Below are 22783 nucleotides of genomic sequence, written 5' to 3' on the forward strand. Positions count from 1 at the left end.
ACCACTCACGAAAGACCGACATGACCAAGAAATCCGACAAACATTATGCCATCGGCAAGAAGAACCCGAACCTGCCGTTTCATCCGGCGGTTCGGGCCGGGGACTACATCTATGTCTCCGGACAGGTGTCCAAGGACGCGGACGGCAACATGATCACCGGGTCGATCGAGATCGAAACCGAAGGTACGATCAAGACCATTGAACGCCTGATCGCCGAAGAAGGTGCCACCCTGCAGGATGTCTGCCGGGTCACGACCTATCTCGAGGACATGCGAGATTTCGGGCGGTACAACGCTGTTTTCAAGAAACATTTCGACGGCGCGGTTCTGGCCCGGACAACCGTTCAGGGCAGTGCCGCCATCAACGTCCTGATCGAGATGGAGGCCATCATCTACAAGCCCCTCTGACGGCCACAGGTTTTTCGGGGCAAGGGAAAAATCCCGCCCTGACATGCACAAAGTTACTTCAACCAACAGGGAAGATTGAAATGACCAGATTTGCGAATTTTGCCGCAGCAGCGGTTTGTCTTGGCCTCGCCACGACGGTATCGGCGCAGGATCTGCGTTTTGGTGCGGGTCAGCAGGGGTCGCAGAATTATGGTGTCAACGCGGCCTTGGCGCAGGAGCTGTCCGAACGGGCAGGGCTTGACGCCAGTGTACAGTCCTTTGGTGGCGCGACCGCCTTCCTGCCGCTTCTGGGCTCCGGTGATCTGGACATTGCGGCAGTTGTGATGCCCGATCTGGGCGACGCGGTACGCGGCAAGGGACCGTTCGAGGGTTTGGCGCAGGATCAACTGCGTATCATCGCGCCGCTCTTGCCCAGCCCCGTTGCCCTTATGGTGGCCAAGGACAGCGGCATCTCATCGATCGCGGACCTCAAGGGCCGCAAGGTGGCGTGGGGATTGCCGGCGCAGGCCAGCCTGCAGCCCTATGTCGAAGGGGTTCTGGCCAATGGCGGGCTAACGGGCGATGATGTCACCCGGGTGCCTGTCACAAGCGTCGGTGCGGGAGTGGCTGCACTGATCGACGGCAAGGTCGATGCAACCCTGTTTGCGCTGCGTGCGGGCAAGGTTGTCGAGGCGGATGCCGCCCTGGGCGGGATCGCGTGGTTGCCGCTGGATGATGATCCCGAAGCCGTTGCGCGCATGCAGGCGGTGGCGCCAGAAGCCTACGTTCTGCCGGTGTCCGGTGATGCCGGTATCGTCGGGATCGGATCCGATACACAGGTGATGGCCTATGACTATGTTCTGGTCGCACGGGCCGGGCTGGATGATGAAACCGTGGCGAGAATCGCCGCGACGCTGCGTGATAACGCGGACGAGATCGCGGCCAAGTACAAGGTGTTGTCCGCCCTGACGCCCGAGGCATTGGGGCGCAGCTATGATTTGCCGCATCATCCGGCCGCCCAGGCGGTTCTGGGCAGCGAATGATCGCGGGAGATATTCGGGAATGACTACCCCCGCTCACCCGGACACGGTCCGTTCCGACGCCCTCTCGCGGTCCCTGACCGGTTTGGGTGCGGCGCTGGCGGTTGTCCTGGTGGCGGTTTCGTTGGGCTGGGTTCTCGACGTGCCGGGCAAGTTCGGCCTCGCCCTGTTTCAGGAGCAGCCGCTGGCCCTTGCCCTGGGTCTGTCGCTCGCACTGGCGGGGATCGCACTCTCTGCTGAAGGCCCGGCCTGGCGGCGGGCGGCCCTTGGGCTGTTTGTCGGGCTGGGGCTACTCGCCGCCCTGGGCGTGATCGCGTGGCGGTTTCCGCAATTGCAGGTGCTGTCGATGATGCGACCCACCTGGCTGGTAGTGATCAGCTTTGCGGTCATCGGCGGTGTTCTGTTGTTTGTCTGGCGACAGCTGGGGCTGGCCATCGTGCTCATCGTCCTGGTCTTTTCCGCGCTCGCCATCTGGGGCGGGTTTCTGGGCCTGCCCACAACACAGGCGGACCGGTGGGCGGTCTACATGCTGGCCGATCCGAACTCGATCCTGGGCCTGCCCCTGCGGGTGGCGGTGCAGATCGTGATCCCCTTCATCCTGTTTGGCGAATTGCTGCGCCTGTCCGGCGGCGGCGACTACATGACCCGGCTCAGCCTTTCGCTGTTCGGCCGATACCGGGGCGGCAGTGCCAAGGCCGCTGTCGGTGCTTCCGCACTGTTCGGAACGATTTCCGGCAATGCCGTGTCCAACGTTGCGGGCACCGGTATCGTGACCATTCCCCTTATGAAACGCACAGGACTCCCCCCGGAGACTGCCGCCGCACTCGAGGCAGCTGCCTCAACCGGAGGGCAACTTCTGCCCCCCGTCATGGGTGCGGCGGCCTTTGTCATGGCGGACTTCCTGCAAATCCCGTATTTCGAAGTCGCCAAAGCGGCGGCGCTGCCAGCGATCCTCTATTTCACTGCCCTGTTCATGCAGGTGGACCGGATCGCCGCGCGACGCGGCATCGCAGGGCTGCGTGACGAAGATTTGCCATCGCTGGGGAGGGCCATCCGGGATGGTGCGCATTTCTTTGTGCCGTTCATCGTGATGTTCGTGGTCCTGTTCTTCAAACAGACGCGCCCTGAACTGGCCGCTCTGGCGGCCGTGCTCAGCCTTGCGGTGGTGGCCATGCTGCGGCCCTATCATGGCCGTCGCCTGACACTGGCCCAATTGGCCGTCGCAATGGTGGCCGCAGGGCGCGCCGCCGCACCGCTGTTGTTGATCACGGCTGCGGCGGGAATGATCATCGGCCTCGTCAGCCTGACCGGCCTCGGGTTTTCGGTGGCCGCCGACGCCATCGCCGTCAGTGGTGGCAACAAGCTGACCCTTCTGTTGCTGGTCGCGGTGATATCGATCGTGTTCGGAATGGGTATGCCGACGGTTGCCGTTTACGTGGTGCTCGCCACTCTGCTGGCCCCGGCCTTGATCGAGGTTGGGTTGAGCGGGCTTCAGGCGCATCTGTTCATTCTTTACTTCGGCATGATGTCGATGTTGACACCCCCCGTGGCACTGGCTTCGATCACGGCGGCGCGCATTGCCCAGAGCGGAGTCTGGCGCACCTGTTTCTGCGCCGTCGGCCTGGCATGGGTGGCCTATATCGTACCCGTTCTCTTTGCCTTTTCGCCCGCGCTGTTGTTGCAGGGTCCGCTCATTGAAACAGCGCTGGCGGCACTTACCGCACTGGCCGGAACCGCGGCGGTTGCAATCGGCGCGGCAGGGTTCCTGCGTGGAATGTTATCATGGCTGCAGCGCGCCGGGTTCTGTGTGTCGGGTGCGGCGTTGTTGTTACCGGCAACGCTGGGCGGCTGGGCCGCTGTTTGCAACGTGATCGCGGTTGTCATGCTGGTGGCGCTGTTTTTCCATCGGCCACGTCCGCGCGGCGATGACCGAATAAACCTGAAATCAAATGAAGGAAATCAGAAATGATCAAGGTTCTGGGCCGCAAGACATCCGGCAATGTGCAGAAAGTCCTGTTCCTGTTGGAAGAGGCAGGCGTTGCGTATGAGCGCGAGGACTATGGCCGCCTGTTCGAGAATACGAAAACCGACGAATACCTGGCCATGAACCCCACGGCCAAGGTTCCTACGCTGGTCGATGGCGACACTGTGATCTGGGAATCCAATACCATCCTGCGCTATCTCGCGGCCACGCAGGCCCCGCAGTTGACCGGAACAACCCCTGCGGACGCGACGCAGGTAGAGCGCTGGATGGATTTCCTGCTGGCCGCGGTGAACGCCGGCTACCTTGCTGCGTTCAAGGGATCGAAACTGAAGGCCAGTGAACGGCCGCCGGAATTCGCGGGACAGATCAAAGACCTGCATGCGCAGATGGCGATCCTCGATCAGCACATCGCAGGCAAGGAATTCTTCGCGCTGGACAAGCTGACGCTGGCGGATATTGCGCTGGCGCCGGTGATCGGCCGTTGCCTGAATTTTCCGCTGGATCGCCCGGCAATGCCGAACCTCGAGGCGTGGTTTGATCGCATCAAGTCCCGCGCGACCTATGACGCAGCGACGCAGGGTTGAGCAGGCGGACCGAAAGGAAGACCGACGCTATGAAAATTGCAATCATCGGGATGGGGTCCATGGGACCGGGCATGGCGGCCCGGCTGGCGCGCGGAGGTCATTCCGTCGCGGGCTATGATATCTCGGCGACCGCGCAGGAACGGGCCATGGGCCTGATGCCGATGATTGGGGCTGCGCTGGACGCATTGGAAATCGCGGATCAGGGCACCCAGGTGAAAATGGCAAACTCGCTGGCCGAGGCCGTTCAGGGCGCCGGTCTGGTGATCGAGAACCTGCCCGAGAATATCGAAACCAAGGCCGAACTCTACATGGATTTGGAACCGCTGATCGGTCGCGATACGATAATCGCGTCGGACACTTCGGGGATTCCGGTCTCGAAACTCCAGGCCTATCTGACAAACCCCGCGCGCTTTGTTGGCATGCACTGGTCCAACCCGCCGCATATCGTGCCGATGATCGAGGTGATCGGAGGCGAACAGACTGCGACAGGCACCGTTGCCGCAATCCGCGACCTGATCCGCGATCTGGGCTTGCTGCCGGTGGTGCTGAAACGCGACGTTCCCGGTTTCGTGGAAAATCGCGTGCTCTATGCGCTGCTGCGCGAATGTGTCGATCTGGTCGAAAGTGGCGTCATCGAGGCCGAAGATATGGATACCTGTGTCAACTGGGGCATCGGCTTCAAATTGGCGGCGATCGGACCGATGCGCCTGCTGGATATGGCTGGATTGGATATCTACAATTCGGTGGCGAGCTTCCTGAACCAGGAACTCTGCGATCGACAGGATGTGTCGCCTATGGTTGCCGACAAGACGGCGCAGGGGCATCTGGGCATGAAATCCGGTCAGGGTCTGTTCCCCTACACCGAGGATGAATTGCGCGAACTGCCGGCGGCGCGTGGCAGGAAACTGGTTGCCCTGCGCCGTGTTCTTGAAGGTGAAGAATGACGATTGGGCCGCCTCTTGCGGGTTTGGTCCGTCTCGAATCCCTGTTGGTCCGGGCCATCCGCCTGTGCCTGGGTGTCGGGTTGATCGCCATGGTGGCCCTCAACGTGATCAATGCGATTGGTCGCTATAGCGGGATGATGTCCCTGGTCGGGGCAGACGAATTGCTGGTCTATGGAATGATCTGGATCGTCATGCTGGGCGCGATCCTGGCGGCGCGGGATCGGGATCATCTGTCGATCAACCTGTTGCCCGCAGGTTTGAGCGGAACAGCGGCCACGGCATTGCGGCTGTTCATCGATCTCGTGACTTTGATCATCGCAGGATTCGTCGCCTGGCACAGCGCCGCCTTTATCGAACGTATCGCAATGATCGGGCAGACCAGCATGGGGCTGGCTGTCCCCATGACCGTTCCCCATGCGGCAATCTTTGTCGGGTTCGCCGGGATTGCGTTGGTGACGGCCGTACTGCTGGCCGCGGACCTCTACAAGCTCGTCGGCAAGGCGGAGACGCGGACATGAGTTGGGTTCTGGGTCTCAGCATCGCATTCCTGACGGCCCTGGGTGCCCCGATCTTCGTGGCACTTCTGAGTGGCGCGGCCCTGGTTCTGTTGCTGTTTCCCGGGCCACCGCTGATTGCGTTGCAGCAAACGATTTTTGGCGGGCTGGATGCCTATGCGCTACTGGCCTTGCCGTTCTTTGTCTTTGCGGGCGAGCTGATGGCGGTCAGTGGCATCGCGGATCGGCTGATCGGATTGGTGCGGGCGCTGTTCGGACGTCTGCCGGGGTCTCTGGGCATTGCGGCCCTGGGCGGCTCGACACTGATTGGCACAATTTGCGGGTCCAGCGCGGCGGCGGTCGCGGCGGTCGGGCGCAACATGTATCCTCAGTTGATCGCAAACGGCTATGGTCAACGCCGGGCTGCGGGTCTGATCACCTCGAGCGGGGCGATTGACATCGTGATCCCCCCATCCATCGCCATGATCCTCTATGGTGCCGCAGCCGAGCAATCCATTCCCAAGCTGTTCATCGCCGGTATCATCCCCGGGGTCCTGATGGCGATGATGATGGCGGGCTATATCTCGGTTTCGGCGTTGCTGTCCCGTCTCCCCCGCGAACAGGCGTTCCGTGCCCAGATCGCATGGGTTGCCTTCCGTCAGGCGGTTTGGGCGTTGACCATGCCGGTGGTGGTTCTGACCGGTATCTACGCCGGGTTCTTTTCCCCGACCGAGGCAGGCGGCTTTGCCTGCGCCTATGCGGCATTCCTGGGGCTGATCGTCTATCGCAGTATTACATTCTCCGACCTGCTTGGGGCCGCGACGCGGTCGGCCATGCTGACCGCCAAGATCATGATCGTGGTAGCCGCCGCCGGGGTCATCAGTTGGGTGCTGACGGTCGAGGGCATTCCGCAGGCGTTGATCGCGGCCACCGCAGAGGCGGGGCTGGGGCCGCTTGGCTTCCTGCTGACGGTGAACATGCTGTTGCTGGCCATCGGCTGCTTTCTGGATCCGACGTCGGCCATTCTGGTGCTTGCGCCGCTGTTGGTTCCGATTGCGGTGTCGCTGGGCATCGACCCGATTCACTTCGGTGTTGTCATGACGGTGAACCTGGCCATCGGCATGTTCACACCGCCGTTCGGGCTGAACATCTTTGTGGCGCAATCCGTTTTGGGCGTGCGCGCGGGCGAGATCTATCGCGGGGTGCTGCCATTCATGGCGGTGCAGGTTTCGGCGCTGGCACTGATCACAACCATACCGGCGTTGTCGCTGTGGATGCTGCAGGGAATGAAATGAAGGAAGTAGAACAGGACAGGGAGTAGGGAAAGATGACACAGAACTCGATCACGCGACGCGGTTGGTTCGCAGGCGCGCTTGCGGCGGTGGCGATGATGCTGGCCGCAGGTGCGGCAGCGCAAAGCACGATGAAACTGGCCAGTGCAACCATCAACGACGTGCAGCACGAATGGCAGAAGGAATTCGCCAAGGAAATGGCCGCGCGGGTCGGTGATGCGGTTACGGTCGAGATTTATCCGGCCAGCCAGCTGGGTGCCATCCCGCGCATGTCCGAAGGCGTGTTGCTGGGTACCATCGAGGCGTTCACCACGCCAACCTCTTTCATGACCAATGTCGATGGTCGGTTTCAGGCCTTCGATCTGCCCGGCCTGTTTTTGGATGCGGACGAGGTCGCAGCGGTCATCCACGATGCGGAATTCCGCGACTACCTGGAAACCCTGTTTCTGGACAAGGGGTTGCGCGTAATCGGGGCGATCTACAATTCACCCATATTGCTGCTCAGCCGCGAGCCGGTCGCCGATCTGGATGCGTTTCAGGGGCTCAAGGTCCGGACTTTTGCTTCGCCGTTGCAGATGGAGCCGATGAAGATGCTGGGTGCAAACCCAACGCCGCTGGCGCTGTCCGAAGTCATGCCGCAACTGCAATCGGGCGGCATCGACGGGATGCTCGCCGGCATGCCGATCCTGACTGCGTTCAAATTCCATGATGCGGCCGAGAACGTCACGGACCTGAACCTGTCACAACTGGTTTCGCTGACCCTGGTCAACGAAATCTGGTTCTCCGAACAGTCCGAAGAGATCCAGGATGCGATCCGCGCAGCGGGTCGGGCTGCCGAGCAGACGGTTTTCCCCTGGGGCGTGCAGAACGTCGAGCGCGCCAATGCGGCCTGGACCGAGGCCGGAGGCAAGATCAACAGTCTGCCCGAGGCGCAACAGGTCGCGATGATGCAGGGTTTCGCCGAACTGGGCAGTTCCCTGATCGCCGACCAGTCGCAGGTGGTCGAACTCCATGACCGCATTTTCGCGATCCTTCAGGCGCGCCGGGGCGGGTGATGCACGGCTCAGCCCTCCTGCCCACAGGCGATTGTGCCGTCCGGTTCGACCGTACAGACAAAGATCAGTGCAGCCGGGGCAGCGCCACGTCGAATGGGCAGGGTCAGACGGGTTCGCGCGGTTTCCGGAGACTGGGGCGAGCCACACCAAATAGCCTCTACGGGCATTCGGTCGGCGCTGTCGTTGAGCAGGCTGATTTCGCCATTTTCCGGGTCGTGATGCAACCCGACAGGCAATGTGCCGCCCGGTGGCAGCCGCCCCAGATCGGCCGAGTACCAATGCGCCAATGCGGCCTGGCAGGTGAGCGGTGAACCGGTATCGTTCCGGATCGTGACGGCGACCGGGGTCGTACCTTCGGTGCCGCGAGCAATGCCCGAATAGGGCAAATAAGGCCCGCTTTCGGCAATTGCGCCGAACGGAGTCAGCCCTGCCAACAGGGCCAGAAAGAAACGTCTTCCGTGCATCAGCTGATGCCCCGGTGGGCGGCAACCAAACCTACAAGGGAGACTTTTACCATGCGTAACCTTTTAATGTCCTCGGCGCTTGGCGCGGTTTTCAGCGCCACGGCGCTGTTTGCCGCCGATGTCGATACCATAGCCGTGCTGACTCCGGAACAGGGCAGTGACTTTGGCTGGAACCAGCAAGGCGTCGATGCGGCCCGCGCGGCTGCCGAGGCGACCGGCGTCGAGATCATCGTGGCCGAAGGGCTGGGCTATGGGGATGTGCGCGCTCCAATGCGCGAACTGGCCGCCGAAGGGGCCGACCTGATGCTGGCTCATGCCAGTGGCTACAATACAGCCGGTCCGGAAATCGCCGAAGAAACCGGGGTTCCGGTTGCAATCGTTGACAGCCCCGAGGCTCTGAAACCCGGACTGGTCGCGGATTACACCCTTTCGGGGCACGAAGGGGCATGGCTGGCCGGGCGGCTGGCGGCCAAGATGACCACCACTGGCACCGTCGGGATCGTCGTGTCCGGCGAGCCGCCGTCGTGGAACTCGCAGTCGGCGGGTTTTGCGCAGGGCGTGCAGGCCGAAAACCCGGACGTGAAGATCCTCTATTCGGTCATCGGGCCGGCCGCCTATTCCGATGCGGCAGGCGGCAACCGGGTGACGACCAGTGTCATTGCCGCCGGGGCCGACATCATCTTTGGTCAGGGCAACGGATCGAGCTTTGGCATGATCCAGGCGGTGGAATCCAACAAGGCGACCGATGGTTCGGACGTGTTGTTCATCGATGTGATCGGTGACAAGTCTTCGCTGGACAAGGGCCATTTCCTGACCTCGGTGGTCTGGGACATGACCCCGGTCTACACCGCCATGATAGAGGACCTGAAAGCGGACAAGTTCGGCACCCGCAGCTATGCGATCAGCCTCGCGGATGACAGCGTCAAGCTGATCAAGACGCCGCAGGTCGACGAGGCCGCGTGGGCCGAGGTGATGGCGATGCGGGACCAGATCGTCGCGGGCGACTTGAGCCTCGAACCGATCTTTGACGCGCAGGCGGTCCGGGATCTCGTGACCGTGTCCGAGTGACCAACGCGATGAGCGGCCTTGCCACCCAAGCGACTGACCTGCCCCCGAACACGGGGGCAGGTATTATCGGATTGAGCAATGTGACCAAACGTTTTCCCGGAGTGATTGCCGTGGATGACGTCTCGCTGACGATTCATACCGGTGAGGTGCACGTCCTGCTGGGCGAGAATGGAGCGGGCAAGTCTACGCTGGTCGGCATGCTGGCCGGGTTGCAGGAACCGGACGAGGGGTTCCTGACACTTGCTGGCAGCCGGGCGCGTCTGACCAGCCCAGTTGCCAGTCTCGACGCGGGGATCAGCACGGTGTTTCAGCACTCGATGTTGGTGCCGACCCTGACAGTGCTGGAAAACCTGATTCTGGGGGCACCCTGGTACAATCGACCCCATCGCGAGTTGATCGAAGAGCGCATGGCCACGTTGCAGCGTGAATTCGCGCTGTCCCTGCCGCTGGATGCGCTGACGGGAGAGCTGTCGCTTGGCCAGCAACAGCAAATCGAAATCGCCCGCGCTCTTTTGCGCGACAGCCGGGTCCTGATCCTGGACGAAGCGACATCCATGCTGACACCGCAAGGCGCCGAAGAACTGGGCGCGCGGATGCAAAAGCTGGTGCAGAGCGGGCTGGCGGTCATCTTCATCACCCACAAGCTGAGTGAGGCCTACCGGTTCGGAGACCGGATCTCGGTGCTCAAGCAAGGGCGGCTCGCTGGACAGATGGGGCCGGACCGATTGGCCACACTGTCCGAAGAGCAGGCGATAGATGAGATCGTGCAACTGATGTTCGGACGCGACAACAGTGGTGGCGACGCCGAGCGCAGACGATCCAGCCGCACGGACGAGGTGTTGCTGGACGTCGTCGGTCTGGAAACCGAGGGTGACGCGGACGTGATGGGCCTGCACGACATCTCGTTGCAGGTCCGGGCCGGTGAAATCCTCGGTATTGCCGGTATTGATGGCAACGGGCAGAAACAGTTGGCCGAGGCCCTCGCCGGGCAGCGCCCGGTCGCCCAAGGGCAAGTGCAATTGCAGAACAAGACCGTGACCACGGCGGAGGTGGCCGAGCGACGCCGTGTGGGGTTGCGATATCTGACCGACGACCGGCTGGGTGAAGGATCGATCGGTGCCTTCCCGATTTCCGACAACACCGTGCTCAAGGACGTTGGCGAGCCTCCGTTCTGGGTGCGAGGTATCGAACGCAGGGCGCAGATAACGCAGCATGCCCGCGATCTGATCCGGAAGTTCCAGGTCCACACGCCCAATGAAACCACGCCTATTGGCCGGTTGTCGGGCGGCAACATCCAAAAGGTTCTTTTGGGCCGTGAATTGTTGGGCAATGCCCGCGTCGTGGTTTTCAACAAACCCACCTACGGGCTGGATCTGCAGAACATCGAAGCGTCGCGCAAGCGCATCGGCGAGATCGCGGCGGCGGGCAAGGGTGTGATCCTGATTTCGACCGATCTGGACGAATTGATGGCATTGGCTGATCGCATCATGGTGATGGAAGGTGGCCGTATCCGCGGCACGTTGGACAATGACGGCGGCGGAGAAACCCTGCGGCTGCGCATCGGGCGGCTGATGGCAGGCGAAGACCTGGACCATAAGGCATCGGCATGAGCATGGCGGATGAAATCGACACACCGGACACCACGAGCGTTCAGGCGGCTGTCATGCGCCGCCGGCCGGCCCTGCGGGTGGCGTTGCTGACGCTGGGCCCGATCCTGGCGGCGCTCGTGCTGTCGGCGGCGATCCTGTTGCTAGTGGGGGTCGATCCGCTGAAATACTACTCCTATGTCCTGCAGCGTGGGCTGTTCTCGGGGCTGGGGTTGCAGCAGACTGCCACCCGGATGGCGCCGCTGCTGTTTCTCTGCGCCAGCCTGATCATCGCCTTTCGCGCCGGGATCTGGAATTTGGGAACCGATGGCCAGTTTCTGCTGGGCGCGGTGATTGCGGCGGCCACGGCGCCATTGTTGGTCGGGGTTCTGCCCGGATGGCTGGTCCTGTTGATAGGTTTCGTTCTGGCGGCTCTGGTCGGGGCGCTTTGGTCGATCCTGCCGGCGCTCCTGCGTGCCTATCATGGTGTGAACGAGATCATCACCACCTTGATGATGTCATTTTTGGGGGTTCTATTCGCCAGTGTTCTTGTCAAGCTGGTGTTCCTTGATCCGGCGACGACGGTGCCACAGACGCGCACCTTGCCTGTGGCGGACCGCTTGCCCCGCCTGTTTGAGACCTCGATCTCAAGCGGGCTGATCTGGGGGCTGATCGCGGTCATCGTGGTGCACCTGATGATGACGCGCACGGCCTTTGGCCTGCGGTTGCGGATGGTGGGCGCCAACCCTCATGCGGCGGCGCATGCGGGGCTTTCGGTGCCGCTGCTAACGATGGCGGTGTTTGCCTTGTCGGCGGGTTTTGCCGGGCTGGCCGGAGCCAGTGAGATTCTGGGCGTGGCGGGCAATGTGCGGGCGGACTGGAACCCTGCCTATGGTCTGATGGTGATCCCGCTTGTATTCCTCGCGCGGTTTCACGGCATCGCCTCGATCGTCTTGGTGTTCTTCTACTCCGCGCTGCTGATCGGCAGCGAAAGCGCTGCGCGCCGGTTGGGCGTGCCACAGGATTTCACACTGGTTCTGGTGGCCAGTCTTCTCATCTGCCTGGGATTGGGCGAATACATCGATCACCGCCTGCGGCAGAAGGAGCAATAGGATGGACGGGTTGTTGACCGAGGCCTTTCTGTCGTCGCTGCTGACCGGTGCCATCGTGGCGGCAATCCCGATGCTGCTGGCCGGTCTGGGCGAGCAAATGTCGGAAAAGGCCGGGGTGCTGAACATCGGCATCGAAGGCATGATGCTGATGGGGGCCTATCTGGGGTTCTACGTCGCCTTTCAGTTTGACTCGATCTGGCTGGGGTTCTTGGGCGGGCTTGTCGGCGGGATGCTGGTAGCGATCTTGATGGCGGTGCTCTGTGTCCGGCTTGGTTTGAACCAGATCGTCATCGGGATCGGGCTGACTCTGGGTGTCGAAGGGCTGACGGCGTTGCTGCATCATTTCCAGTTTTCGCGGACCTACCCGCGACTGCCCGCGCCCGTGCGGGCGGACATACCTGTGCTCAGCGATATTCCCGTCATCGGCCCGTCGATTTTTTCACGCCACCCCATTGTCTATTTCGCGCTGCTGTCGGTGGTTGTGCTGGCGTATCTGTACCGGCGCACCAACTTGGGCATGACCCTGCGTGCGGCGGGTGAAAGCCCGGCTGCGCTCGATGTGGCCGGGGGCAATGTGCTGGGCGTGCGGGTCTTTTCGGTCTTGTTCACCGGTGCGATGGCCGGGCTGGGCGGCGCCTATCTGGCGAATGTGGGCGCGGGTCTGTTCATTCCGTTCATGACGGGCGGGGCAGGTTTCATCGGCATTGTGCTGGCGATGCTGGCGCGGGGGCGTCCGCTGTGGGTTCTGATCGGTGCGCTGATTTTTGGGGCGGCGTTGTCGCTGACGACGGCCTTGCAGGTCGCGGGGTCCAATATCCCCACCGACGTGATCCAGATGCTGCCCTTTGCCGCCGTCATGCTTGTGCTGGTGGTGTTTGGTCGCAAGGCGCGGCTGCCTGCAACACTGGGTAATTCATATGAAAGAGGGGCCCGCTGATCGGGGCCGAACACAACAGGAAGGAGACGCAACATGACGGATACCAAGGTTTACCTGCTGGACGGCGGATCGCTGGTTCTGGACGGGTTTCACATCTGGTGGAACAAAGGGCCCGGCGGAGAAGTCCGGTTTCCGGTCTACTCGATCCTGATCGAACATGCCGAAGGGCGGTTTCTGATCGATACCGGATATGATTTTGACCATGTGCAAAAAGTCCTGCCATTCGAGAAGCCGCAGCAGACCGAGCAGCAGACCATTCCCGGTGCACTGAAGTTGTTGGGGTTGGAGCCCAAGGACATTGACGTGGTGTTCAATTCGCATTTCCATTTTGACCACGTGGGCGGCAACAAGTTCTTTCCTGATGCCAGGAAGATTTGCCACAAGGCGGAAATCGAACAGGCGGCCAATCCGCAGCCGTTCGAGGTGCTGGGATATTCGGATATGTCCTTTTCCGCAGAGGCCGCCGCCGCACGGGGCATGGCCGATCAACTGATGGCCGGTCAGACCGACGCCAACAGCCGCTTTGAGGTGGTCGAGGGCGATGTCGAATTGGCCAAGGGGGTCAAGCTGATCTTCACGCCCGGTCACGCCATCGGCAACTACAGCCTGTTGGTTGACCTGCCCAACCGCGCGCCAATTCTGTTCACCATCGACGCGGCCTATACCAAGAAAAGCCTCGAATTGGGGGTGCAGGCCGGGTTCCACATCGACCCCATTGCCGGGGTCCAATCAATGCAGCGCCTGCGCGACATTGCCAAGGAAACCGGCGCGGAATTGATGTTCTCGCACGATGCCGAGAGTTTCAAGGACTACCGAACCGGGGTGAACTATTATGGCTGACTCCTTGCGATACGCCGAAACGATGCCACCGGTGTTCACACTGACCGCCGGTCCGGTGGATGCCTACCCCGAAGTGCTGCGGGCGCTCGGAACCACGGTTCTATATGACTACGACCCGGCGTTTCAGGCGTTCTATGAAGAGGTGTCGCGCAAGGCGCAGTCGGTCATGGGTATGGATACACCACCGATGATCCTGCAGGGAGAGCCGGTTCTTGCGCTCGAAGCCGCTGCGGCGTCCCTGATTGCGAGGGACGACGTGGTGCTGAACCTGGCCTCGGGCGTCTATGGCAAGGGGTTTGGATATTGGGCCGCGCGCTACGCCAAGAGGGTCGAAGAGATCGAGGTCGCCTATGACGACTGTATCGATCCCGAAGCCGTGCGACGATACCTGATCGAAAACCCCGAGATTGCCGTGGTCAGTGTCTGTCATCACGATACCCCGTCCGGCACACTCAACGATATCGACGCCATCGGTGCCGTCGTGGCCGAGGCCGGGGCCTTGTTGATCGTCGATGCGGTGTCGTCTTTTGGTGGCATGCCCACAACACCGGCAGCTTGCAAGGCGGGCGTCTATGTCACGGGTCCCAACAAATGCCTGGGCTGTCCGCCCGCGCTGTCGCTGGTGGCGGTGTCGGATGCGGCCTGGGCCAAGATCGAGGCCAATCCGGATGCCCCCTTTGCGTCGATGCTCAGTCTCAAGGATTGGCGTCATGCGTGGAAATCGACCGAGCCGTTTCCGTTCACCCCGTCGGTCGCGGAGATCAACGGGTTGAACGCGGCGCTGGACCGATATCTGGACGAAGGCGCAGAGCGGGTCTGGGCGCGGCATGCGATGACAGCGGCGGCCTGTCGCGCGGGTGTTCAGGCCATGGGGCTGTCGTTGTGGCCCGCACGCGAAGACATTGCGTCACCGACCACCACCGCGGTGCGGATGCCAGCCGGTGTCGAGGCCGGCCCGGTTCTGGCCGAGGCGCGGGCCCGATATGGTGTGTCGCTCTCGGCGGGGCGGGCGGAAACGCTTGGCCGGCTCATTCGTATCGGCCACATGGGGCCAACCGCGCAGCCGATCTATGCGCTGGTCGCAGTGGCAGCACTTGGTGGCGCGCTCGCGGCCCAAGGCGTGGATCTGGACGTGGCCGCCGGGATGGCGGCGGTCCAGGCGCATATCGACGGAAACTGACATCAAAACAGCAGGGGACTATTTGCAATGACTGGAAAATTGAACGGGCGCCACGCCGTGGTAACGGGCGCCGCACAGGGGATCGGCAAGGCCATCGCCAGGCGGCTGGCAGAAGACGGGGCAACCGTCTTCATCGCCGATATCAACGAGGCCGGGGCGATGGCCGCTGCCGCCGATATTGGCCACGGGGCACAAGGGATTGCCTGCGATGTATCGGACCCCGCAGCCGTAAATGCGATGCTCGAAATGGCGGCGCGGGATGGGGCCGTGGATATCCTGGTGAACAATGCCAGCATCGTGCCATTCGTCGCATGGGATGACGTGGATCTGGAGCATTGGGACAAGATCATTGGCACCAACCTGACCAGTGTGTTTCTGACTTGCCGCAAGGCGACTGACATGATGCGCGCAGCAGAGCGCAAGGGCGTCGTGCTGAACATCGCGTCAAACACCTTCTTTGCGGGCACGCCAAACATGGCGGCCTATGTCGCGGCCAAAGGCGGGGTGATCGGGTTGACCCGAGCGCTGGCTACGGAACTGGGCAAGGCGGGCATTCGGCTCAATGCGTTGACCCCGGGCCTGATTGAATCCGACGGAGTAAAGGCCAGCCCGCACAACGAAGCGTTTGAGTTTGTCGAGATGCTGCAGGCAATGCCGGGCAAAGGCCAGCCCACGTATATCGCAAATGTGGCGTCCTTTCTCGTCTCGGATGACGCCGGCTGGATGACCGGTCAGACCGTCAATGTCGATGCTGGTATGATACGCTGGTGAGAGCAACAAATTGGCGGCTGAAACACGCTTTTGGTCGCTCAGATGCCCGATACAGGGGCCGTGCTTGCGATGTTCCCGATCTCATATCTGGGGTCGCGCCCGTCTGACGGTGGAACCCTATCATGACGTCGTTGATCAGGGTTTTGACCATATATGTTCGCCTGAGAGCGCGCCAGGCAGCGTTAGGTGATTCAGGCTTAGCGCGAAACACTTTAGGTTGTAAAACTGTCCAGATAGGCAGGACCATTTCAATCAGCCGAGAGCCGGCTACTCCAATTACGCCCTGCAAACTGGTCAATTCAGTCGATGAAAGACGCGCGTCGGCAAAGCGGTTTTTCGAACGCATGCTGCCAATATTTTTGCGGCAAACCATAGATTTATTTGACTCGGGTCTTGCGTGGAGGGAATTTCTAGACGAAATTGAGCTTTCGCAGACGCAGCCCAACCAACAGAGATTAGGGTCAAGGGTTTAACCAATGCAGAGAATTGGCGAGCAACATAAGAATGTCTGGTAAAATCCAGGCCGATACAAAGAAAGTTCGCGAAGCTTCCATGGGAATCGGGCCGCGCACTTGGATCGTTTGCTTGTCAATTGCGATCAACATACTGGCGCTCGCCCTGCCGCTTGCGCTTCTTCAGGTGTATGATCGCATCCTTCCAAACAAATCTGCCGGATCGGCGCTTGTGATTTTTTCGGCAGTGGTCGTCGCTCTCATTCTCTCTGGACTCCTCAGATATGCGAGGTCGGCGATATTCGCCCGCTGGTCGGCGCTTGAAGAGTACGGACTCTGGGTCAAGGTTTCTCGCGCATTGATCACCGGGAACCACGAGCGATCCGAGGCATTGTTGTTGTCCACGGTTCCGGCCAAAGCACGTGACGCAAATGTCGGTCAGACATCGCTTGCGTTGTACGATGCCCCATTTACGGTCGTTTTCGTTCTTCTGATCGCATATCTCGGAGGCGTGGTCGTGGCAGCGCCGCTTGGAGTAGCCGTTGTTGTTCTCCTGATCGTTGTTGTTGCGCTTCCGGGCTATCGCAAGGCACTCCGGTTCAGCCAATCAGCCAGCGCAGAGTTTGAGAGAAATCTCAACGATGTGGTTGGCGCGGACAACAGGGCGCCAGGTGTTTCGTTGTTGGGTCGGGCATTTGGGAGGCTGACGGCGTCGCGCGCTGACGTGTCGCGAGCGAATGCACAGATCGAACGCGTAGCCAGCCTACAGATGGATCTGCTGCAAAGTGGTGCGTTGATAACGACTGTTTTTGTTGTGTGGCTTGGGGCAGGCGAAGTGCTCTCGGGTCAGATTACGACTGGCGGATTGGCAGCCTGCACTCTGCTTGGGTCGCGGGCAGCCTCACAGATGATGGGCATAGCCGCAACGGTCCTGAGAACGCAGCCATCTCGAATCGCCGCAACCCAAACCGACAAGGCCCTGGCGGCGCAGGCAGAGAGCAACAATCCTCCGGTCGCAGCGAAACATGAAAATCTGTATTCTGAAACCAGCGGGATTGTCATCCTGAACGGGTCGCCCGACCTCTCTGCCGATCAAGAACTGGCACAGATTGTTGCTTCGGTACGAAATGACGTTGGCATTCGCGTTGTTCCGGCCCGCCCATCGCTGATCTCGGCGAGCGTGATCAGCGTTGTTTCCAGACTGGATGCCGATCTGGAGAACGAGGCGAGGGAACTGTCAGGGTTCCTGGGGCTGGAACAGATGGTTGCGCGCCTTCCACATGGCTTCCTGACGGAACTGACGTCGCCTGGAAGACCCCTTTCGGATGGTGCAACAAAACGGGCTGCGCTGGTTCAGGTTTTGGTCGGAAGCCCAAGAGTTGTTCTGTTGGAGTATCCGGAAATTGATCTGGATGTTGACGGTGTGCAGAGGCTCGGTGACCTGCTTGTGACCTGTTCAGAAAGAATGCGGATCATTCTGACAACCAATTCCAAGATGCTGCGGTCATCGATCAATGACCCGAAAGTGGGCCTGATCGATAGGTCCCCGGATATGGCGGAAACATGATGGAAGATGCAAAACTGTTCCTCCATTCCGTTCTGGCCGAACTTGACGGGCGCCACTCGCCCGAGGTCATCGACGTGGCATTTGGCGAAAGCGCCGAGTCCCTGAGTGACATCGCCCGGGCAAGTAATTTGTTGGGCCTGTACGCCTCTCACAGCAAGAACGTTCCGGCGAATTGGCGTGATGGGCACGACGGAGCGCTTATCAGTCTGGATTCGGGTCACTGGGTCGCCGTCGTACGCAAGGATGGCGAAATGACCAATGTCCCCTCCGGTTCGGGAGGGGTCTCCGCGAAGGGGAATTCAAAGGGTTTCATCCACCTGCGGGTCTTGCCGGAATCGGAAGCCGCCAGGGTGACATTTGCCCGCATTCAAACCCGCGCCAGACGAGGCGTTTTTCACATCGCCTGGCAATCGCTCGCGATCAACCTTTGCGCGTTGACCGTTCCGTTTTTTACTATGGCGGTCTACGACAGAGTTCTCGGGGCTGGCGCCGTTCACTCGCTGCCAGCACTCCTGTCAGGCGCGGCGATCGTGCTGGCAACGATGTTGCTCTTGCGTTTCGTTCGATCCGGACTTGCCGCGAGTGAACACGCCAATCTGGCCGGGCAAGTATCAATTCTTCTGGCTGGCAAGGCAGCGCGAAGTCCCATGGGTGGTGCCGCTCAATCGACCGGGAGCGCCTCCATCGCTCGAATTCGCCAGGGTGAACGCGCCGCCGATTTGTTTTCCTCGGCCAACATCGCCGCGATCTATGACGCTCCGTTTATTCTGTTGACGTTTCTGGCCCTGGTCGTCGTTGGCGGCGCGATGGCAATTGTTCCGGCTGTCTACCTGGTCGTTTTCTTGGGGTTGGGATATCTGGCGCAGTCCGGCCCATCTGTTCGAGATCCGCTCGCGGTGCACCAATCCCAAAGGCGGCAGACGATGGTTGCAGAGTTGGTCGAAACCAACGGTGCAATACAGGCGGCGGGACTGTCGGAAGCCTGGCTAAGGCGCTTTGATGCGACATTGCGTTCGATGACACGTGACACCTATCGGGCGATGGTGCGCAGTGGTGGCCAATCTGCAGTCGCGACGACATTGGGATCGGGAACGGCGTTGGTCACTCTGATGATCGGCATCGACCTCGCACTAAGTGGGCATATCACACCCGGCATTCTTATCGGTACGATGCTTTTGACCTGGCGCATTACCGGGCCTGCGCAAGCGCTGTACATGGCATTTCCCAGACTTGCATCTCTCCGGTCAAGTTGGAGCACTTTGCGAAAATCTATGTCGGCCCCGACTGTCGCGCGGGACGCGCACATGCAGGCCGCCATGCCGGCCACGGCACCCGACGTCTCAGGGCAAGGATTGTATTTCAGGTTTGATGGCAATCAGACGCCTGCTGTATCCGGTGTGACCTTTGACGTACCGGCTGGAAGCATTGTCGCGGTGATCGGTGCCAATGGATCCGGGAAATCAACGCTTTTGCAGATGATCGCCGGTCGGCTGCCGACAATGTCTGGGCAGCTAACGTTCAATGGACATGCGGCAACGCAGTTTGATCCAGACGAAATCAGCCTGCGTTGCGCCTATATTGGCAGCGGCAGGGTGCCCAAGATGCAGGGCGACGGCTTGGGCAAAGAGGGCGGGCTGATCATGCAATCCGACGCAGAGTACGAGGTCTGGACAGAAATCCAGAATGCGCAAGCGAAGTTTTTTGTACTCGATAACCCGCTTGCTTCCGGTGGAAAACCACAGCGTGACGTTCTGGCTGCATTTCTCGAAACCAAGCGCGGCAATGCGACGGTCTTTCTTTCGACACACGACACCGAACTCGTTTCATCCGCTGATCTGGCAATAGTTCTCGACGGTGGATCAATGGTCTACTTTGGCCCAGTCCAGAAAAATGCGGAGGCCGCGGTTGCGGCTCCGGCAGAGGTCTCTGATGCAGAATAAACCCACTGACATACAACTCGACCTAGGTGAGACTGACGCGACGCGGTGGATAAAACGCGCCGCAGGTGTTGCGGTTCTGGGAGTCGCTGCCCTTGTTGTCTGGATGGTTGTCACGACGGTTGACGAGGTCGCGAAGGCGCGCGGCGAGGTTGAGCCGATTTCGCAGGTTCACCGGGTAGAGAGCCGGCATGGGGGACAATTGCAGGAGGTGCTTGTCTCCAAGGGCCAATTTGTCGAGCAAGGCGACGTCGTCGCCATTATGGATCAGGTAGAAGCACAATCAGCGTTGGATGCTGCAAACGCTCGTATTGCGGGTCACGTATTGGCAATTGAGCGAATGCTCTCGCTGGTCGAAGGGCGGGATGCCGATTTTGAGAATTACAGGGAATTCTATCCTGATCTGGTGAAGCGCGAGGAGGCCTCTTTGGCGGCCATCAAGGAATTCGCGCGGTCTGAGCGGGCAACAATTCGTGCCCAGATCGACGAGAAGAAAGCCGAAGTTGCGGCGATCGACGCCCAGCTCCCGCAACTGAATCGACAAATCGAAGTGGCAGAGGAAGAACGCTCGGTGCAGGAAGATTTGCGGGAACGCGGTCTCGGTGTCCGGGCACCGCTTGCGGAGTTGAGAGAGCAGGAAGCGCAATACCGCTTTGATCTCGCCCGGCTTGCTGGTCGAAGAAGCGTCGCTGAAGCAGAAATCACGGAACTGGAATCTTCGCTTACCGGTCTGGATCTCCAGGAGTATTCCGAGGCACGAGACCGGATTGTGGAAACGGAAGCTGAATTGCGTGCGCTTCGTGCTGAGGCGGATGGTCTTCTGAGCCGGATCGAAGAGACAAGAATCCATGCGCCAATTGCCGGGTTGGTTCAGTCGGTTCCTGACGACACAGTCGGAGATGTGATCGATCCGGGCGGCGTTGTCGTGACGATCGTTCCGGCAGCTGGAGGTTTTCGTTTTGCCGGACGGCTGTCACCCCGGGACGTGGGCTTCGTCGCCGTCGGACAACCGGTTCGCGTAAAGATCGATAGCTTCGATTATAGTCGGTTTGGTTCGCTCAGCGGAAAAGTCGAAGAGGTCTCACCGACGACTTTGCTCGATGAGCAGGGTGCGCCATATTACGAAGTTCAGGTGGCCCTTGAGGCCGACCATTTTCGCGCCTCGGACTCGGGCTTGCGCCTGCTGCCGGGAATGACGGGTGAAGCAGACATCACAACCGGCCAAAAAACCGTCTTCCAGTATGTCTGGAAGCCGATCTACACAAACTTGGATCTGGCGTTGTCAGAACGCTGATGGAGATATCATGGCACACTCGGATGGGCGCAAACCAGAAAAGCCGCTAGGTGACGGAAACCCGTCCGACACGCTGTCGGAAGAGATCTTTGCATGGGTCGTCGTCGATGACTCGCCCATGACTCCCGAGGCTGCCGAAGGTGGTCATGTCGCTCCCGACGACGTCGAAGCTGCGCAGGTCGCGCGTGGGGCAGGCAGACAACTTGTCCTGTCGGCCCCGGCAGTGGCGCGGGCCCTCGGCTACGACGTTCCCGAAGCAACGACGGACGCCGGAATATCGGGGGCGGTGTCAAGCGAAGCGATCGGAGCCGGCAACGGCTTGTCCCCCCTCCCGCAAAGCAGTTCGCATTCTCTTCGGGACACCGTGATGGCCAACCTCACGTCCGGACCTGCAACCCACATTCTGCCGCTGCTTGGTGGTGGCAGCAACTCGGGGGCTGCCGTGTTTCCTGTGGCGTCTCAGAACCATACCGGCGGTTCCGGAGGCCATCTGATCGCTGCCGGTCATGACAATGGCCCGGCGGTGGCAGGGCTAATTCCGAATGGCACCGAAGGCAAACCCCTCGCCATTCATCTGACCGCCGTGGACGGGCACAATTCAAGCAAGGGTCTGGCTCTTACGATAGGTGGGCTGCCGGCGGGTACGACTCTCAACCATGGCCACCCTGGCCCGGGCGGGGTCTGGGTACTCAATCCCGGAACAGATCTCGGCAATCTTGTAATGACGCCCCCCAAGGATTGGTCCGGTAACGGAAGTCTGACGCTGACCGCTGTTCAGCCGAACGGGCAAATGGCGCAGGCGCAGGTGCCATTTCAGGTGAAATCCACGCCGGATCCGGCGATCATCTCCGGCACCGATAGCGGGACAACGGTCGAGGACCGTGTCACATCCGCGTCCGGCCAACTCAATGTGATCGATCCGGATCCCGGCCAGGATCATTTCGCGGCATCAAAGCTGTTCGGTCAGTTTGGGAACTTGACGACCGACCAATCGGGGCATTGGACCTATGAACTGAGCAACAACAGTGCCCCTGTTCAGGCGCTCCTGGGCGGTGCCATGGTGCGCGATGTTTTCAAGGTCCACAGCATTGACGGCACCGCCCACCAGATCGTCGTGAACGTATTGGGCACGGATGACAAGGCGGTGATCTCAGGCACGGGCGTTGGCACCGTGACAGAGGACTCGCTGCAGAGCGCGGGCGGCAAGCTTGATGCGATCGATCCGGATGCAGGACAGGCATCCTTTGTGCCGCAACCTTTGGCGGCGGGCGCGCACGGTGTGTTAACGGTACAGCCTGATGGTATCTGGAGCTACGCTCTCAACAATGGCCAGCCCGTGGTCCAGGCTCTGAAGTCGGGTGATCAACTGACCGATACGGTGACGGTGCGGACGGTTGACGGGACGTCGCATCAGATCCAGATCACCATTCACGGGACGAATGATGCGCCGGTTCTGAGTGCGGCGACGGCGAGTGCGACCGAGGACGGCAGCGCGGTGTCTGGGCAGATGTCGGCGACGGATGTGGACAGCGGCGACACGCAGGCCTATTCGCTGGGCCAGGCGGCGCCGGCGGGCTTTGCGCTGACCGGCGACGGGTCCTGGAGCTTTGATCCGACGGATGCGGCCTATCAGCATCTGGCGGCGGGTGCGACGGAGCAGGTGCGCATCCCGGTGACGGTGACCGACAGCGCGGGCGGCAGCGACACCAAGACGCTGGTGATCACGGTGACCGGCAGCAACGACGGCCCGGTCGTGAGCGGCCCGGTGAGCCTTCCCGGCGGCACCGAGGACACAT

At 60.9% G+C, this 22783-nt stretch carries 20 protein-coding genes; 19 read left to right on the forward strand and 1 reads right to left on the reverse strand.

Annotated features, from left to right (window positions below):
- The first annotated feature begins 20 nt into the window (after positions 1-20).
- The 8 genes from QO231_RS22950 (at position 21) to QO231_RS22985 (ending at position 7779) form a co-directional block, all read left to right on the forward strand.
- Positions 21-407 carry a RidA family protein gene (locus tag QO231_RS22950; protein ID WP_316781983.1) on the forward strand — a complete coding sequence of 129 codons (387 nt, stop codon included), beginning with the start codon at positions 21-23 and terminating at the stop codon, positions 405-407.
- A gap of 80 nt (positions 408-487) precedes the next feature.
- A complete protein-coding gene (locus tag QO231_RS22955; protein ID WP_316781984.1) occupies positions 488-1429 on the forward strand; it encodes a TAXI family TRAP transporter solute-binding subunit in 942 nt (313 codons plus the stop codon).
- Between the two features lie 19 nt (positions 1430-1448).
- Positions 1449-3395: a TRAP transporter permease gene (locus tag QO231_RS22960; protein ID WP_316781987.1), complete on the forward strand. Its 1947-nt coding sequence runs from the start codon at positions 1449-1451 to the stop codon at positions 3393-3395.
- Complete coding sequence (locus QO231_RS22965) at positions 3392-3994, forward strand: glutathione S-transferase family protein (protein ID WP_316781989.1); 603 nt, start codon at positions 3392-3394, stop codon at positions 3992-3994. The genes QO231_RS22960 and QO231_RS22965 overlap by 4 nt, the downstream gene beginning before the upstream one ends.
- A gap of 29 nt (positions 3995-4023) precedes the next feature.
- Entirely contained in the window at positions 4024-4938 is a 915-nt protein-coding gene (gene fhmpcd1 / locus QO231_RS22970; RefSeq protein ID WP_316781990.1) for a 5-formyl-3-hydroxy-2-methylpyridine 4-carboxylate 5-dehydrogenase, read from the forward strand.
- The gene (locus tag QO231_RS22975; protein WP_316781992.1) at positions 4935-5456 is read left to right on the forward strand and encodes a TRAP transporter small permease; all 522 of its coding nucleotides are present in this window, start codon (positions 4935-4937) and stop codon (positions 5454-5456) included. The genes fhmpcd1 and QO231_RS22975 overlap by 4 nt, the downstream gene beginning before the upstream one ends.
- Complete coding sequence (locus tag QO231_RS22980) at positions 5453-6727, forward strand: TRAP transporter large permease (RefSeq protein ID WP_316781994.1); 1275 nt, start codon at positions 5453-5455, stop codon at positions 6725-6727. The genes QO231_RS22975 and QO231_RS22980 overlap by 4 nt, the downstream gene beginning before the upstream one ends.
- A gap of 32 nt (positions 6728-6759) precedes the next feature.
- Positions 6760-7779, forward strand: coding sequence for a TRAP transporter substrate-binding protein (locus QO231_RS22985; RefSeq protein ID WP_316781996.1), 1020 nt, complete (start codon positions 6760-6762; stop codon positions 7777-7779).
- 8 nt (positions 7780-7787) lie between these two features.
- Here the strand turns inward: QO231_RS22985 and QO231_RS22990 are convergent, their stop codons facing one another.
- Positions 7788-8243: a hypothetical protein gene (locus QO231_RS22990; RefSeq protein WP_316781998.1), complete on the reverse strand. Its 456-nt coding sequence runs from the start codon at positions 8241-8243 to the stop codon at positions 7788-7790.
- A 51-nt stretch (positions 8244-8294) separates the two neighbouring features.
- On the opposite strand from QO231_RS22990, the gene QO231_RS22995 reads away from it, so the two are divergent.
- From QO231_RS22995 to QO231_RS23045, 11 genes are all read left to right on the forward strand, one after another.
- Positions 8295-9311: a putative B6 ABC transporter substrate-binding protein gene (locus QO231_RS22995; RefSeq protein WP_316782000.1), complete on the forward strand. Its 1017-nt coding sequence runs from the start codon at positions 8295-8297 to the stop codon at positions 9309-9311.
- 8 nt (positions 9312-9319) lie between these two features.
- Positions 9320-10921, forward strand: a complete 1602-nt coding sequence (locus QO231_RS23000) for a putative B6 ABC transporter ATP-binding protein (RefSeq protein WP_449421124.1) — start codon at positions 9320-9322, stop codon at positions 10919-10921.
- Positions 10918-12009: a putative B6 ABC transporter permease subunit 2 gene (locus tag QO231_RS23005; protein WP_316782005.1), complete on the forward strand. Its 1092-nt coding sequence runs from the start codon at positions 10918-10920 to the stop codon at positions 12007-12009. Before QO231_RS23000 ends, QO231_RS23005 begins: the two co-directional genes overlap by 4 nt.
- Position 12010: 1 nt before the next feature.
- Positions 12011-12946, forward strand: a complete 936-nt coding sequence (locus QO231_RS23010; RefSeq protein WP_316782008.1) for a putative B6 ABC transporter permease subunit 1 — start codon at positions 12011-12013, stop codon at positions 12944-12946.
- Between the two features lie 33 nt (positions 12947-12979).
- Positions 12980-13786 (forward strand): 4-pyridoxolactonase, encoded by an 807-nt coding sequence (pldA, locus tag QO231_RS23015; protein ID WP_316782010.1) that lies wholly within the window; start codon positions 12980-12982, stop codon positions 13784-13786.
- A complete protein-coding gene (ppaT, locus tag QO231_RS23020; RefSeq protein ID WP_316782012.1) occupies positions 13779-14966 on the forward strand; it encodes a pyridoxamine--pyruvate transaminase in 1188 nt (395 codons plus the stop codon). Before pldA ends, ppaT begins: the two co-directional genes overlap by 8 nt.
- A gap of 27 nt (positions 14967-14993) precedes the next feature.
- Complete coding sequence (pldH, locus tag QO231_RS23025) at positions 14994-15737, forward strand: pyridoxal 4-dehydrogenase, SDR-type (protein ID WP_316782014.1); 744 nt, start codon at positions 14994-14996, stop codon at positions 15735-15737.
- 585 nt (positions 15738-16322) lie between these two features.
- Positions 16323-17756, forward strand: a complete 1434-nt coding sequence (locus QO231_RS23030) for an ABC transporter family protein (RefSeq protein ID WP_316782015.1) — start codon at positions 16323-16325, stop codon at positions 17754-17756.
- On the forward strand, positions 17756-19696 hold the full coding sequence (locus QO231_RS23035) for an ATP-binding cassette domain-containing protein (protein ID WP_316782017.1): 1941 nt from the start codon (positions 17756-17758) through the stop codon (positions 19694-19696). The genes QO231_RS23030 and QO231_RS23035 overlap by 1 nt, the downstream gene beginning before the upstream one ends.
- Positions 19686-20987 (forward strand): HlyD family type I secretion periplasmic adaptor subunit, encoded by a 1302-nt coding sequence (locus tag QO231_RS23040; protein WP_316782019.1) that lies wholly within the window; start codon positions 19686-19688, stop codon positions 20985-20987. The genes QO231_RS23035 and QO231_RS23040 overlap by 11 nt, the downstream gene beginning before the upstream one ends.
- A 10-nt stretch (positions 20988-20997) precedes the next feature.
- Positions 20998-22783: VCBS domain-containing protein (locus QO231_RS23045; protein WP_316782021.1), on the forward strand; the 1786-nt coding region annotated here is incomplete at its 3' end.

This window comes from Sedimentitalea todarodis, from assembly GCF_032595355.1.
GTDB classification, from domain to species: domain Bacteria; phylum Pseudomonadota; class Alphaproteobacteria; order Rhodobacterales; family Rhodobacteraceae; genus Sedimentitalea; species Sedimentitalea todarodis.